This window comes from Alterinioella sp. B-7, from assembly GCF_056857775.1.
This window is the reverse complement of the sequence record NZ_JBSXNT010000017.1, coordinates 51332-64746: the sequence shown is the minus strand read 5'-3', so window position 1 is coordinate 64746 and position 13415 is coordinate 51332. Positions and strand designations below refer to the sequence as shown.

Below are 13415 nucleotides of genomic sequence, written 5' to 3'. Positions count from 1 at the left end.
TTCAACGGTCTCCCTGGGCGGAAATTTCCGCCTCTGTGCGAACGGCCTGCATCTCTTGGATCCTGTCAGGCCATGTGGATTGAATATAGGCGAGAATATTCCAGATTTCCTGTGGTGTCAGGGTGTCGGCAAAACCCGGCATGCCGCTGTCGAACGGAACCCCCATTCGGGCCATCACCTCATCGCCGCCAAGTGCGGTGTAGTTGTAGAGCACCGCATCGGAATGGTGCCAGGTATGCCCGGTGTCGTCATGGGGCGGCGCGGGCAGGATGCCATCCGGCCCCGGTGAGCGCCAATCCGGCTGGCCCTCAAGTTCGGCCCCGTGACAGGCGGCGCAGTTCTCGGCGTAGAGGGTGGCCCCCTGGGACAGGTCCACAGTCTCGGGCATGATCGGCAAATCCTCGGAGGCCGTCTGTGCCGAGGCGTTCCAGGAGGGCGCGACAAGGCTGGCGATCGCGATGACGGCGAGGGGAATGTGCAAGCGTTTCATCATCATGCCACCCGAACCCAGGTCATCATGCCCGACACCGCATGGGACAGCATATGGCAATGCAACAGCCAGTCGCCCGGATTGTCGGCGGCAAAGGCGATCTCGCGGCGTTCCGCGCTGTCCATCAGAAGCGTGTCGCGCATCGGACCAAGCGTGCCGTCGGCCAGAACCTCGCGGAAATGCATTCCGTGCAGGTGCATGGCATGTGGAAAGGCGGTATCGTTCGAGATCGTCAGCCGCGCGATCTGTCCCCTGTCCAGCGTGGCCAGGGGGGTGTCCGGCATGCCGACCATCCCGTTGAAGGCCCAGAACTGGTTGGCCTGGGCCATCTCGCGGAAGCCCGTCTCCTCGCCGTCGAGCATGGCCCCGCGGAGCGTGCCCATGGCGCCGCCCTCCATGTTCAGGGTCAGGTCGACGCCGTCGCCCGACAGGTTGAACGCATCGCCGGGATTGGGCGGCAGGGCGTCCGGTGTGCCGCGCCGTGCCAGGCTGGCCTGACCCCGGACCTGGAACGAGACCTGCGGCGTGCCGCGCGCCTCATCGGCGCGGGCCAGATAGGCCGTGCTGCCCTGTTCGGCAACGACATCAACGATCAGGTCGGCACGCTGGCCGGGGCCGAGTACCAGTACCTCCTCAAGCGGCTCGGGCGCGGGCAGCGGCATCCCGTCCAGCGCCATGGTCCAGCCCTCGAGCCCGAACAGCCCGAGGACGAAGATCCGGGCATTGGCCGCGTTGATCAGGCGCAGGCGCAGGCGTTCGTTGCGCTGCACGGTCATGGTCTTGTCGAAAATGCCGTTGGTGAGGACGAGATTGCCCAGGCGTCCGGCATGGCTGCGGGCATGCGCGCTCTCGAAATCGCCCGAGATCTGCCCGGTTTCGGGGTCGATCAGCCAATCGTCGAGCACCAACACCTCCTCCCGGTCGATATCGGGCGGCGTGCCCTCCTCGACGATCAGCGCCCCGTGCAACCCCCTTGCAACCTGCTCCATCGAGCGGTTGTGGGAATGATACCAATAAGTTCCTGCATCGGGCAACACGAAGTCGTAATCGAAACCGTCACCCGGCTCGACCGCCGCCTGTGTCAGGCCGGGCACACCGTCCATCGCGTTGTCGATGCGGATGCCGTGCCAGTGAATGCTGTGGGCCTGCGGCAGGCTATTGACCAGGCGCCGTTGCAGCCGCCCGCCCTGGGCCACGCGCAGGACCGGGCCGGGGGCGGTGCCGCCATAGCCCCAGATATCGGTGGCGGGATAGCCGTCTGGGGCCAGCTGGACCGATGCGGTCATCGCTTCGATCGTCTCGAACGCGACCGTCGCCATCGCCTGGCGCGGCAGCAAGCCGAGCAGGGCGGTGGCCGCGGCAGAACCTGCCATGAACTGTCGTCGGGTTTGCATGATCGTCTCTATCCTTCAACATGCGTGTTTTCCGGGCAGATGGCCCTGCCCGGAAAAATCAGGTCTTCACTCCCGGACCCAGTCTTCATCTTCGGGATCCATGAGATAGGTGGCAATCGCCAATCGGTCTTCCGGGGTCAAGAAACTGGTGCCGTATTGCACCACCTCCCCCATTCCGCCGCCAAGGACATCCCCCGACGGCGTGATGCCGGTTTCGAGCGCATAGACCAGTGAGTCCACCGTCCAGCCCCGGTCGATCAGATCCTCCAGCCGAATCGACGGCGCATGATCGCCGCCGGGCAGCGCGTCATTGCCCGCATAGAAGGACGAGGTAATTCGCGCGCCGACGATGTTGCGACCGGTATGGCAGGCGCCGCAATGGGCCGCACCACGGGCCAGTTCCCGGCCCCGGTTCCAGATATCGCTGCGCCCATCCACCGGTTCCGTTTCCGGGTCGGTAAGGAACGCGGCCCGCCAGAGCTTCAGGGTCCATCTCAGGTTGAAGGGGAACCCGACGTCGTGGTCAGGGGCCGCTTCGGCGACCGCCGGCACGGTCTGAAACGCCGCCCAGAGATCCGCAATATCCTGATCCGTGAAATCCGCGTAGAACGGATAGATGAAGGTCGGATAATAGGGCTCACCCTCCGGGCTGATGCCCTGGCGGATGGCGACGGCAAAATCCTCGATGGTCCAGTCCCCGATGCCATGCACGGGATCGGTGGTCAGGTTCGGGGAATAGTAGGTGCCGAACCGCGTCTCCAGTTCCACGCCGCCCGCAAGCGGTGCGCCGCCCCCCTCGGCATTGGTGTGACAGGCGATGCAGCCGCTGGCACGGGCCAGATAGGCCCCGCGACCGACATCGCCGTCAAGCCGGATCGGGTCAGGTCGCGTTCCGATGGGCCAGAGGATGACGGCACCCGATGTTGCCGCAACCACGCCGATGAGCAGCCCTGAAAGTTTCCACCCCTTCATGGATCAATTCCGTGCTGCGCGAAATTGGGTATGGCAGGCCGAACAGACCTGTGCCGCAACCGTGAAGACCCGATCCACCGGCATCTGCGCCAACATCTCGGGGTCGGGTTCGGTGGCCGTGCCGCCGCCCATCATGGAGGGGCCGCCACCCATCATGGTGGAATTGTCCACCGGTTCGGGCATGGCCGATCCCGGCGGGTTGTCGGCGGCCTCGGCCAGCGCCCCGGCGACGACTTCCATCCGCATTGCCATCGCCTCGAAGGTCTCCCAGTCCTGCCAGATTTCCGCCCGCGCATAGGAGGCGGCGTCGTCGCTGCCTTCGGGAAACAGCGCCGTCATCGTCTCGCCCGCATGGCGTTCGAGCGCGGCCGCCGCGTCGAACACGGCCTCGCGGGCATATTCGGTCCGGCCTCGCATCATGGGCGTCAGATCGCGCACCGTATCGCGCATCGCGACCATGCCATCCATGCGTTCGCGCACAATGCCGGTGGCACCCTGATGCGAAGCGGCAAGGGTTGCCACGAGCAGGCCCCCCGCGGTCAGGGTCGCCAGTGTCTTCTTCATAACTCGGTCCTCGGTCTTGATTGTCTTGGGGGTTACATCAAGACCGGCCCTCGTGGGGGCGGGGGATCATAGACCTGGATGAAGGGCGCCAGGTGGTGACCGGGATGGATCAGCGAGACGAGAGCGGCACGCCGCGCGAAGGACACGCCCTGCTGCCCGTTCATCACGCCCGAGAGGGAGCAGTTCAGTCCGGGATGGCAATGACCGCCGATCTCGGGGTGATCCGGCGCCGACTGGCCATGATCATACGCGGCAAGCGAATGGCTGTCCTGCGCCTCGGGCGCCTCGTCGATCCGGTCGGTGATCGCGCCGTTCGCATCCGGCAGCGCGTTGGTCAGCAATCCGAGCACCATGAGGGCAATCAGCAGAAGCGACCGTATCGGTTCGTTTATGTGGAAGAACCACCGCATCAGGAAATGCCGTTCTCGCGCTGCAATTCGCGGATATACCGAACGATGGCCCGGACATCGGCGTTGGTCAGGCCTTCAATGACCGGCATGTTGCCGAAGTCCCAGTGATGCGCAGGCACGCCGTTGCGCGCGGCCATCAGGAATGCCTGGTCGGAATGGTGATTGGGTCTGTAGGTCGGATGAATAAGCGGCGGCGCGACGCCGTTCTGTCCGGCGGCGTTGGTCCCGTGGCACGCGGAGCAGGCAGCCTCGAACACGCGCTGTCCGATCTGCGCCTCGGGAGACAGTTCCGCTGGCAGGGCGACATCGACGATGGGCCCGCCCGCCTCGACATCGGAAAGGTCGGGTGGCTCCATGGAATGGGTCGGCGCGGTTTCTTCGCGGGTGAGGAAATTGGTGGCGGCAAGGGCCAGGCCGATGATGAAGAAGGCGGCGATGCCGAGACCTGCTTTTGACATTTGGGCGTACTTTCGTGGAAATTCCGGCGGCGGGGGTTTGGGGGGTCAGATAAGGCGCACCTGGGTGCCGAGCGGGGTGCGGTCGTAAACCTCCTCGATCTGTTCGTTGAACAGGCCGATGCACCCGTTCGAGGAGCGGCGTCCGATCTTGCGCGTGTCCTGGGTCCCATGGATTCGGTAATATTGCCAACTGAGATACAGCGCCCGCGTCCCGAGCGGATTGGTCGGGTCGCCGCCGGGCACATAGGCCGGCCACTCAGGGTTGCGCTCGCGCATTGACGGGGTGGGGGCCCAACCGGGGTTCTCGCGTTTCTCCACCACTTCGGTATAGCCCCGGCGGGTCAGTTCATCGGTCGCGGGAACGGAGGTGGGGTAAAGCCGCATCTCGCCATCTGCCGTCCAGTGCTGAAGGATCCGCCGATTGGTGTCGGACAGGATGACCCCAACCCCCAGGGCGTCGAAGTGATCGCGCCAGTCATGCACCGCAAAAGACGATATGTTGCGCCGGGTCTCGGCACCCGACGCGGGGCCGTCGGCAGAGGCGCGAAGCACGGTCGGGGCCGCCAACGCAGGCACCCCGATCGCCGCCACCGTCAGCATCCGACGTCGCGTGATGGTCTGTATCTTTTGTCTGCTCATGCCTGCCATTGTCCTCGAACGCGTTTCATTTACTTTTCGAGCCTTCCAGCCCGGGAAGGTCAATCCAAATGCGGCTTACAAAGTCGTGATTATTGTATCGCTATGTAACATTGACCTTCCAGTGCTGGAAGCAACTCAATGGGCCGAAACAGCGATTAACAGCCGAGGTGATTCAGGTGAGCAACAGGTCAGATGAAAGCCAGACCGGAAATCGGTTTGCCAGGTACGGGATGATTGCGTGCTGCCTGATCATGGTCGCACCCATCGCGATTGTGCTGCTGACCGGCGGGGTTGACGCGGTTCGGGGCAATATCGGCCTGTTCCTGCCGCTTGCAGCCTGCCTTGGGCTGCACGTGGTCATGCACCGCATGATGGGCCGATCCTGTCACGGGGCGGCGGAATCACCCGAAACCGAGGCTGCCCCGCAGCAGGACGTCGTGCCGGTCGCGCGCCGCGGAACCGTTGCACAAAGCCATTGAGCATGCAGCCTCTTTGGCGCAAGGTCGGCTTGTTCGGCCTTTTGCTTGGACTGGGCGGCTGTGGTGTCGCGCTCCGGCAATGCCCCAATCCGGCGCTGACGATGGATGATGTCGAATCGGCTGTGCCGGGCGCCGGGGCCAATTGCCGAGCCGTTGAAAACCTCGGCGAAGGCGTTTACCGGGTAGAGTGCGACGGCAACCGCACCGGCTTTGTCGTTCGTTAGCCGCGGACAAGATCAAGAAAGGGAAACCGATGGGCAGAATGTCCTCCTTCCGGTGGGTAATCGCGCTGGTCGCCGTGGTCCTGTCCATGCCGCTGCCCGCCATGTCGGCGACCTCCGATGTCGTATCCAGCCCCGCCCTCGAGGTCAGGCTGGTGACGGCGGAGAACCAGGTCGCGCCGGGCGCAAGTTCGATCTCTGCCGGTCTCGACATGTCGTTGTCGGAGGGCTGGAAGACCTATTGGCGCAGCCCGGGCGAGGTGGGCCTGCCGCCCGAGCTGGATTTCACCGGATCGGACAATGTGGCCGAGGTCGAGATCCTGTGGCCTGCACCGGAGCGTTTCACCGCCTTCGGCATTCAGAATTTCGGCTATTCGGGAGAGGTCGTGTTGCCCGTCCGCATCCGTCTGGAGCGGCCGGGAGAGGCTGTCAGCCTGCGGGCCGAAGCCAATGTGCTGGTCTGTTCGGACGTCTGTGTGCCGTCCAGTTCCACCTTCGCGCTCGATCTGCCCGCGGGGGGGGCCGGAACGCAGGACGCGATCGACCGGACCTCGGCGGCGCGGATCGCGACCTTTGCCGCAAGGGTGCCGCTCGTTGGCCCGACCGAGGCGATCTCGGACGTTGCCGTCTTCGTGAACGAGGATGACCGGACGCTGACCGTCACGGCACAAGGAAGCCATTCCTTCGAGGCCCCGGACGTGTTTCCCGAAATGGGCAGTTTCACGGCGTTCGGCGAACCCGATATCCGGCTTGCGGATAACGGGCGCGCGCTTTGGGCGCAGTTTCCGATCTTGTCGCTGGACCCGGACGCGCCAGCGCCCGTGATCACGCTTACCGATGGCGATCTGGCGCGCACGGTCGAGGCGCGCCCCCTTGACGCGTCCCCGCCGGCCCCGTTTGCACTCCAGGTCGAGCGCAGGCCGATTTCCGCCCTGGTCTGGATCGGGCTGGTCGCCTTCCTGGGCGGGCTCATCCTGAATGTGATGCCCTGCGTTCTTCCGGTGCTGTCGATCAAGCTGGCATCGGTGATCACCGGCAGGGACAAGTCCGGCGGCGAAATCCGCGCCAGGTTTCTGGCCTCGGCCGTCGGGGTGATGGCCTTCATGTGGGTGCTGGCCGCCGCGACGTTCGGCTTGCGCCAGGTCGGCGTCACGGTGGGGTGGGGATTGCAGTTCCAGAACCCCGGCTTCCTGGCCCTGATGGTCGTCATCCTGTCCATCTTTGCCGCGAACATGCTGGGGCTGTTCGATATTTCCTTGCCGTCGCGGATGCAGACCCGCCTGGCCGACAGCGGCGCGCGGCGCGGCTATGGCGGGGATTTCGCTACCGGGGCCTTTGCCGCCATGCTGGCCACGCCTTGTTCCGCGCCCTTCCTGGGCACCGCCATCGCCTTTGCGCTGACCGGCGGCATCGTCGATATCGGCGTCGTGTTCACCGGGCTCGGGCTTGGCCTTGCCACGCCCTATTTCGCGGTCGCCGCCTATCCACGCCTGGCGCTGATCGCGCCGAAGCCGGGGCGGTGGATGATCGTGCTGAAGGTGGTTCTGGGTCTCTTGCTGCTTCTGACCGCGGCCTGGCTGGTCTGGGTCTTGTCGGGCGTGGCCGGACCGGTTTCGGTGTCGGTGACCGTCGGGCTGGTGATCGCCCTGATCGGTCTGCTGACCGTGAAGCGCGTGCCGCCGGTTGCAAGATGGGCCGGCATCGCGGTGCTGGCCGTGGCCCCGATCTACGCGGCGGGCCAGTTCGCGGATCAGGACGGGGCGGTCCGGGAGGCGGGCACCGAATGGATCAACTTCGACCGGGCCGCGATTGCCCGTCATGTCTCGCGCGGAGAAACCGTGTTCGTCGATGTGACCGCCGATTGGTGCCTGACCTGCCAGGCCAACAAGGTTCTGGTCCTTGACCGCGACCCGGTGGTGGAAGCCCTGGCCGCTGACGGTGTGATCGCCATGCGCGCCGACTGGACGCGACCCGATGAGGAGATCTCGCGGTATCTGGCCGCTTTCGACCGCTACGGCATCCCGTTCAACGCGGTTTATGGCCCCGGCGCCCCGGAGGGGATCGTGCTGCCGGAGCTTCTGAATGCCGAGGTGGTCATGGAGGCGCTGCGCGAGGCGGCGACCAGCGCGGTGGCCGCCGCCGACTGAGCCCCGCCGCTGGCGGGCAGGTCAGTCTGCAAGATCGGCTGAAAGCGCCTCGAAGCTTTGCCGCGCAGGACCGGTTTCGGGAAGCAGCGGCTCGGCGCGGGCAAGGGCGTCGCGCGCGGCATCGAGCTCGCCCAGAACCCGGTACGCATTGGCCAGCCGCAACCAGCCCTCCAGGTCGTCCGACTCCTCCTCCAACCGGGCAGCAAGGCGCGCGACCATGGATTGCACCATCGCGGCGCGATCCTCGGCGCTCAATTCCGCCGCGGCCTCCATGTCAGCCGCACTCGGGCCGGGGGTGTCGGTTCCGGCCATCAGCATCATCGGGCCGACAGGTGCCCGCCCGATGCGTTCTCCGATCCGGTTCAGGCGGGCGACAAAGATCTCCATCCAGGGGGTGATCTCGGTTTCGACCGCAATCCGGTTCGCCAGGGCATCATAGGCCATTGCGCTGCTGCCGGATTGTTCAAGCGCGATGGCCTGATAGTAGACCGCTGCCGGATTGAGCGGATCCAGTTCGACCGCCCGGTCAATCGCGGCCTCGGCGGGCGGTGTCACGATCCCGTCCTCATTGGCAATCATCGCCTCGGCCAGCTGCGAGAACGTGGCCGAAGAGGCTTCGGAACGCTCGGAGGCGACGGTAAACGCCTCGACCGCCGAGGAATAATTGGACATCCGCATGTATGTCCGGCCAAGCAATATCCAGCCCTCATGCGCACCCCCATCCGGTTCGGCCTCCAGGCGGTTGCGCAGTTCGGCGGCCAGGCCTGCCATTTCGTTCGCCGCCGCGCGTTCCGCCCCACGCTCGGCGAAGGGCACGCTTGGCACGTCGGGTTCACCCAGGACGACGTAGAGCCCGACGCCGCTGGTCAGGACGACCGCGAGGACAGGAACCAGAACCCAGGCGCCGCGCCGAGGCGACGAGGCAGTGCGGGTCTGCGCGCCCGAATAGGCCAGCAGACGCCGCTTGACCTCGATCCTGGCGTCGCGGGCTTCGGCACTGTTGATCAGCCCGCGCGCTTCGTCCCGCTCGATCTCCGCCAGTTGGTCGCGCAGAATGGCAACCGCGCCTGCCTTGCGGTCCCCCCTGTTCTCATCACCCCGGCGCAGCGTCAGCAGCACGAACAGGATCGCAACGGCCGCCATGGCCGCGAAGATCAGGAAAAGCGTCATTGGCGGGTCTCCGTCGTTGGCGGGGTGTCGATGACCGACCGGAGGGCGTCCTCCTCTTCGGCGGTCAATTCATCTGGTTTCTCATGTTTTTTTCGCCGTGCCTGCCGAATGACGGCGATGCCGATGGATGCGGCCAGAAGCACCAGGACCAGCGGCGCAAGCCACAAGGCATAGGTCTGTGTGTTGAAGGGCGGGCGCAGCAGAACGTAGTTGCCGTAGCGCGCGACCATGGCTTCCAGAACCTCGTCATTGCTGTCACCGGCAACGATGCGCTCCCGAACCAGCACCCGCATGTCGCGCGCGATGCCGGCGTTGGAACTGTCGATGTCCTGGTTCTGGCAGACGACGCAACGAAGCTGCTGCGACACTTCGCGCGCGCGGGCCTCCAGCGCCGGGTCGTCCAGCATCTCGTCCGGCTCGACCGCCAGGGCGATGGTCGCAGAGGTCAGCACCACTGCGAGGGCAAAAAGAAGTCGGGTGATCATGTCATGCCTGCCTGCCGGGCCTGGGCGAGGGCGGTCGTGAAGTTACGAATTGCCACATCGCCCAGGATCGGACCGATATGTTTGTAGAGAACCGTCCCATCCGGGCCGACGATGAAGGTTTCCGGCACCCCGGTCAGGCCCCAGTCGAGGGCAACGCGCCCGTCGATATCGGAGCCGATGCGCGTGTAGGGATTGCCAAGCTCGTTCAGCCAGCGCAGGGCATCCTCCGGCTCATCCTGGTAGTTGATGCCGAACAGTTGCAGCCCTTCCTCCGCGACAAGGCGGGTCAGGACCGCGTGTTCGGCCCGACACGGGACGCACCACGAGGCGAAGATGTTGACAATCACCGGAGCATCGTTCCCCTCCAGATCAGCGTTCGAGAAGCCCGGCACCCCGGTTCCCGCAACCTCTGGCAACTCGAAAACGGGCGCAGGCCGGGAGATCAGCACGGACGGGATGGAATTCGGATCGCGTTCGGGATTCAGGCCCCAGAGGAAGAACGCACCAAAGACCAGAGCGACAATGACCGGGCTGGCGAATAGAAGGCGCTTCATGGGCTTACTCCGCGGGGGTTTCAGCGGCCGCGGACCGGCGGGCCGAACGGCGTGGCGCGCCGATACGCAGACGCCTGTCCGACAGCGACAAGCCGCCACCGAGAACCAGCATTGCCGAACCGATCCAGATGAAATTCACCAGTGGTTCATAGAGGATGCGCAGCGTCCAGGCGCCCCGCGCCTCTGCCTCGGCATTGGCGGGTTCCGTCAGCGAGGCATAGAGATCGCCTGCCAATGTGGAGCGGATTGACGATTCCGTCGTGCTGTATTGCGCGACGGGATACTGCCTGCGTTCGGGGTAAAGTGTCGTCACGTAATCACCGTCGCGTTCGACGACGAGGGTTCCCCGGTTGGCGACATAGTTTGGCCCGGTGATCCGCTCGACGCCTTCATAGACCACATCGAAGCCGGCAATCGAGATCTCCGTGCCCGGCGTGACGAACACGATCTCTTCCGATTTCCAGGCCGTCGACCCGACGAAACCCACGATCGCCACGGCAAGACCGAGATGCGACATCGTCATCCCATGGGCTGCGCGGGGCAGGTTCTTTGCGCGGCGCAGCGCCTCCCGCAGGGGCACATCGCCGAACCGGATCCGTCCCGCCCATTCCATCACCGTGGCAAGGAACAGCCAGGCGGCCAGCGCGAGGGACAGATAGGCCAGAACCGGCCCGCCCTCGGTCAGGTACCAGACCACCAGCGCGGTCAGACCCGACAGCACGGCCGCGAATTTCAACCGTTGCAGGACACCCGCAAGATCGGCGCGTTTCCACGACAGAAACGGCCCGATCGCCATGACGAAGACCAGGGGCAGCATCATCGGGATGAAGGTTGCGTTGAAGAACGGTGGCCCGACGGAAAGACGTTCTCCGCTGAGGGCCTCGATAAACAACGGATAGAGCGTGCCGAAGAGGACGGTGCCGGTCGCCGAGGCGAGCAACAGGTTGTTCACGAGCAATCCGGCCTCGCGGCTGATCGGACGGAACAGGCCGCCGGATTCAAGCGCCGGGGCGCGCCACGCGAAGAGCAGCAGGGATCCCCCGATGCTGATCCCCAGAAGCCACAGGATATAGAGCCCGCGTTCGGGATCGACGGCGAAAGCGTGGACCGACGTGAGCAGCCCCGAGCGCACGATGAAGGTGCCCAGAAGCGACATGGAGAAGGTCAGGATCGCAAGCAGGATCGTCCAGCTTTTGAACGCGTCGCGTTTCTCGGTCACGATGGCGGAATGCAGCAGCGCGGTGCCCAGGAGCCACGGCATGAAGCTGACATTCTCGACCGGATCCCAGAACCACCAGCCGCCCCAGCCAAGCTCGTAATAGGCCCACCATGACCCGAGCGCGATGCCGGCGGTCAGGCTGATCCAGGCCGCCAGCGTCCATGGCCGCACCCACCGCGCCCAGGCCGCATCGACCCGCCCCTCGATCAGCGCGGCGACCGCGAAGGAGAACACGATCGAGAATCCGACATAGCCGAAATAGAGCAGCGGCGGGTGCATGGCGAGGCCGACATCCTGAAGCAGCGGATTGAGATCCTGGCCATCCGCGGGGGGCGGAAAGACCCGCTCGAACGGGTTCGACGTGAACAGCATGAAGCTGAAGAAACCGACGCTGATCCAGGCCTGCACCGATAGGGTCCGGGCGCGCAGCCCCTCCGAAATATTGGTGCCGAAGAACGACACACCGGCCCCGAACACGGTCAGGATCAGCACCCACAGAAGCAAGGAGCCCTCGTGGCTGCCCCAAGTGCCCGCGATCTTGAACAGCAGCGGCTTGAGCGAATGGGAGTTCTCGACCACGTTCAACACGGTGAAATCGCTGACCACGAATGACCGCATCAGCGCCGCGAAGGCAACGAGGGTGAAGGTCACCTGCGCCAGCGATGTCGCCCGCGCCGACCGCATCCAGAGCAGGTTGCCACGGGACGCCCCGAGCATCGGTAATACGCTTTGAACCAGCGCGAAGCCAAAAGCGAGCGTCAGCGCGAATTGTCCGAGTTCAGGGATCATGTCGTTCCTCGATATTCGATTTCGGGATGCGGGCGGAAATCACCCGGTGCGGTTTCAGGCCCGTTCACGGAGGCCGCCGTATCGATCGGCAGGGTGAGGGTGGCGATCAGACCCCCCTCGGGCGCGTTGGACAATATGACATCGCCGCCATGTGCCCGCAAGATACCACGGGCGATCGACAGACCCAGGCCGTGCCCGCCGGTATCCAGGGACCGCGATTGTTCCAGCCGGTGGAAAGGCGCAAACACGTCCTCCAGCAGGTCGTCGGGAATGCCCGGACCATCATCGGCAATGCGGATTGCCAGAACCTCGCCCTGAACGTCATAGCTGACCCGCGCGTTGCCGCCATAGCGCTGCGCGTTCTCGATCAGGTTGCGCACCGCGCGCCGGAATGCGAACGGGCGCACCGACACCGAAACCTCCGGCCCCGGCGCAAGCGAGACAGGAGTGGTCAGTGTCTGGTTGATGTCGCCGAGCATCTGCCCGACCTGGACGCGCTCGGACGCCTCGGAGGCACTGACGCCGCGGGCATAGGACAGGGTCGCATCCAGCATCCCCTGCATCTCTTCGATGCTGGAGGTCAGTGCATCGCGGGTTTCCGTGTCATCCACCATCTCCGTTCTGACCCGCAGCGCCGTCAGCGGCGAACGCAGATCGTGGCCAATGGCGGCCAGCATGCGCGTGCGATCCTCGACGAACCGGGTCAGACGTTGCTGCATGATACCGAAGGCCGCCGTCAGATCGCGCACCTCGGTCGGGCCGGTCGGTTCCACAGGCTCCATATCCTCGCCGCGGCCCAGACGTTCGCTGGCCACGGCCAGACGTCTCAGCGGGCCGGTGATCCGTGTCATCAGGAACCAGAATCCAGCCGCCAGAAGAACCGCGGCGGTCCCCACGAAGGTCACGGTCGAGCCCCAGGCCCATTGCAGCGGGGGCCGTTCGAACCGTGTCTCGACATTCAGCCAATCGCCCCCCGACAGCGCGATCGAAACGCTCATCTCCAATGCCGACAGGTCGCCCCGCATCATCGCGACGTGCATTTCAGCCATTTCGGATGAGAGATGCGACAAGGGCATGATCGTCCCCTCGACGTCATGCACATCTACCCTGATCTCTCGGGTGAACTGATCGCCGAGCAGCCTTCTGATCCTGTCCTCGACAGGTCCGGCGACATTGTGATCGGCTTCCTGAACCTGCGGGCTTTCGGTCACGTCAAAACGAACCAGGGGTGAATTGGCGGCCCGCAGGATGGACGCGTGCAATTCGGTCGGGGCCTCCTCCAGCAGGCGGGCGACGCTTGCGGCACGTCCTGCCGCTTCGAAACCCAGTGCGGCACGGACGGCAAGGCTGCGTTCATCGACAAAGAAGAACAGGCTTACGATCTGGGCGGCCAACAGAACGCCGAGAAGAAGCAGGATCAATTG

General features: G+C 65.0%; 15 protein-coding genes. 3 read left to right on the top strand and 12 right to left on the bottom strand.

Annotated features, from left to right (window positions below):
- Window position 1 precedes the first annotated feature (1 nt).
- The 7 genes from AC13C7_RS01780 to AC13C7_RS01750 form a co-directional block, all read right to left on the bottom strand.
- Complete coding sequence (locus tag AC13C7_RS01780; protein WP_482866427.1) at window positions 2–496, bottom strand: c-type cytochrome; 495 nt, start codon at window positions 494–496, stop codon at window positions 2–4.
- Entirely contained in the window at window positions 493–1884 is a 1392-nt protein-coding gene (locus AC13C7_RS01775) for a multicopper oxidase family protein (RefSeq protein WP_482866426.1), read from the bottom strand. The genes AC13C7_RS01780 and AC13C7_RS01775 overlap by 4 nt, the downstream gene beginning before the upstream one ends.
- A gap of 66 nt (window positions 1885–1950) precedes the next feature.
- On the bottom strand, window positions 1951–2856 hold the full coding sequence (locus AC13C7_RS01770; RefSeq protein ID WP_482866425.1) for a c-type cytochrome: 906 nt from the start codon (window positions 2854–2856) through the stop codon (window positions 1951–1953).
- Window positions 2857–2859: 3 nt separating this feature from the next.
- Window positions 2860–3420 (bottom strand): c-type cytochrome, encoded by a 561-nt coding sequence (locus tag AC13C7_RS01765; protein ID WP_482866424.1) that lies wholly within the window; start codon window positions 3418–3420, stop codon window positions 2860–2862.
- Between the two features lie 32 nt (window positions 3421–3452).
- On the bottom strand, window positions 3453–3830 hold the full coding sequence (locus tag AC13C7_RS01760; RefSeq protein ID WP_172321124.1) for a hypothetical protein: 378 nt from the start codon (window positions 3828–3830) through the stop codon (window positions 3453–3455).
- Entirely contained in the window at window positions 3830–4288 is a 459-nt protein-coding gene (locus AC13C7_RS01755; protein ID WP_482866423.1) for a c-type cytochrome, read from the bottom strand. Before AC13C7_RS01755 ends, AC13C7_RS01760 begins: the two co-directional genes overlap by 1 nt.
- A 45-nt stretch (window positions 4289–4333) precedes the next feature.
- Entirely contained in the window at window positions 4334–4927 is a 594-nt protein-coding gene (locus tag AC13C7_RS01750; protein ID WP_482866422.1) for a L,D-transpeptidase, read from the bottom strand.
- Between the two features lie 251 nt (window positions 4928–5178).
- Between AC13C7_RS01750 and AC13C7_RS01745 the strand changes: the two genes are divergently transcribed.
- From AC13C7_RS01745 to AC13C7_RS01735, 3 genes are read left to right on the top strand one after another with little or no spacing between them, the layout of a single operon-like run.
- A complete protein-coding gene (locus tag AC13C7_RS01745; protein ID WP_482866421.1) occupies window positions 5179–5406 on the top strand; it encodes a DUF2933 domain-containing protein in 228 nt (75 codons plus the stop codon).
- A 2-nt stretch (window positions 5407–5408) separates the two neighbouring features.
- Window positions 5409–5630, top strand: a complete 222-nt coding sequence (locus AC13C7_RS01740) for a hypothetical protein (protein ID WP_482866420.1) — start codon at window positions 5409–5411, stop codon at window positions 5628–5630.
- Between the two features lie 29 nt (window positions 5631–5659).
- Entirely contained in the window at window positions 5660–7774 is a 2115-nt protein-coding gene (locus AC13C7_RS01735) for a protein-disulfide reductase DsbD family protein (protein WP_482866419.1), read from the top strand.
- Between the two features lie 21 nt (window positions 7775–7795).
- Here the strand turns inward: AC13C7_RS01735 and ccmI are convergent, their stop codons facing one another.
- From ccmI to AC13C7_RS01710, 5 genes are read right to left on the bottom strand one after another with little or no spacing between them, the layout of a single operon-like run.
- Window positions 7796–8944 carry a c-type cytochrome biogenesis protein CcmI gene (ccmI, locus tag AC13C7_RS01730; protein ID WP_482866418.1) on the bottom strand — a complete coding sequence of 383 codons (1149 nt, stop codon included), beginning with the start codon at window positions 8942–8944 and terminating at the stop codon, window positions 7796–7798.
- On the bottom strand, window positions 8941–9426 hold the full coding sequence (locus tag AC13C7_RS01725; protein WP_446121535.1) for a cytochrome c-type biogenesis protein: 486 nt from the start codon (window positions 9424–9426) through the stop codon (window positions 8941–8943). Before AC13C7_RS01725 ends, ccmI begins: the two co-directional genes overlap by 4 nt.
- Window positions 9426–9983: a DsbE family thiol:disulfide interchange protein gene (locus AC13C7_RS01720; protein ID WP_482866417.1), complete on the bottom strand. Its 558-nt coding sequence runs from the start codon at window positions 9981–9983 to the stop codon at window positions 9426–9428. The genes AC13C7_RS01725 and AC13C7_RS01720 overlap by 1 nt, the downstream gene beginning before the upstream one ends.
- A 4-nt stretch (window positions 9984–9987) precedes the next feature.
- On the bottom strand, window positions 9988–11991 hold the full coding sequence (locus tag AC13C7_RS01715; protein WP_482866416.1) for a heme lyase CcmF/NrfE family subunit: 2004 nt from the start codon (window positions 11989–11991) through the stop codon (window positions 9988–9990).
- Window positions 11988–13412 carry an ATP-binding protein gene (locus tag AC13C7_RS01710; protein WP_482866415.1) on the bottom strand — a complete coding sequence of 475 codons (1425 nt, stop codon included), beginning with the start codon at window positions 13410–13412 and terminating at the stop codon, window positions 11988–11990. Before AC13C7_RS01710 ends, AC13C7_RS01715 begins: the two co-directional genes overlap by 4 nt.
- Window positions 13413–13415: the final 3 nt, after the last annotated feature.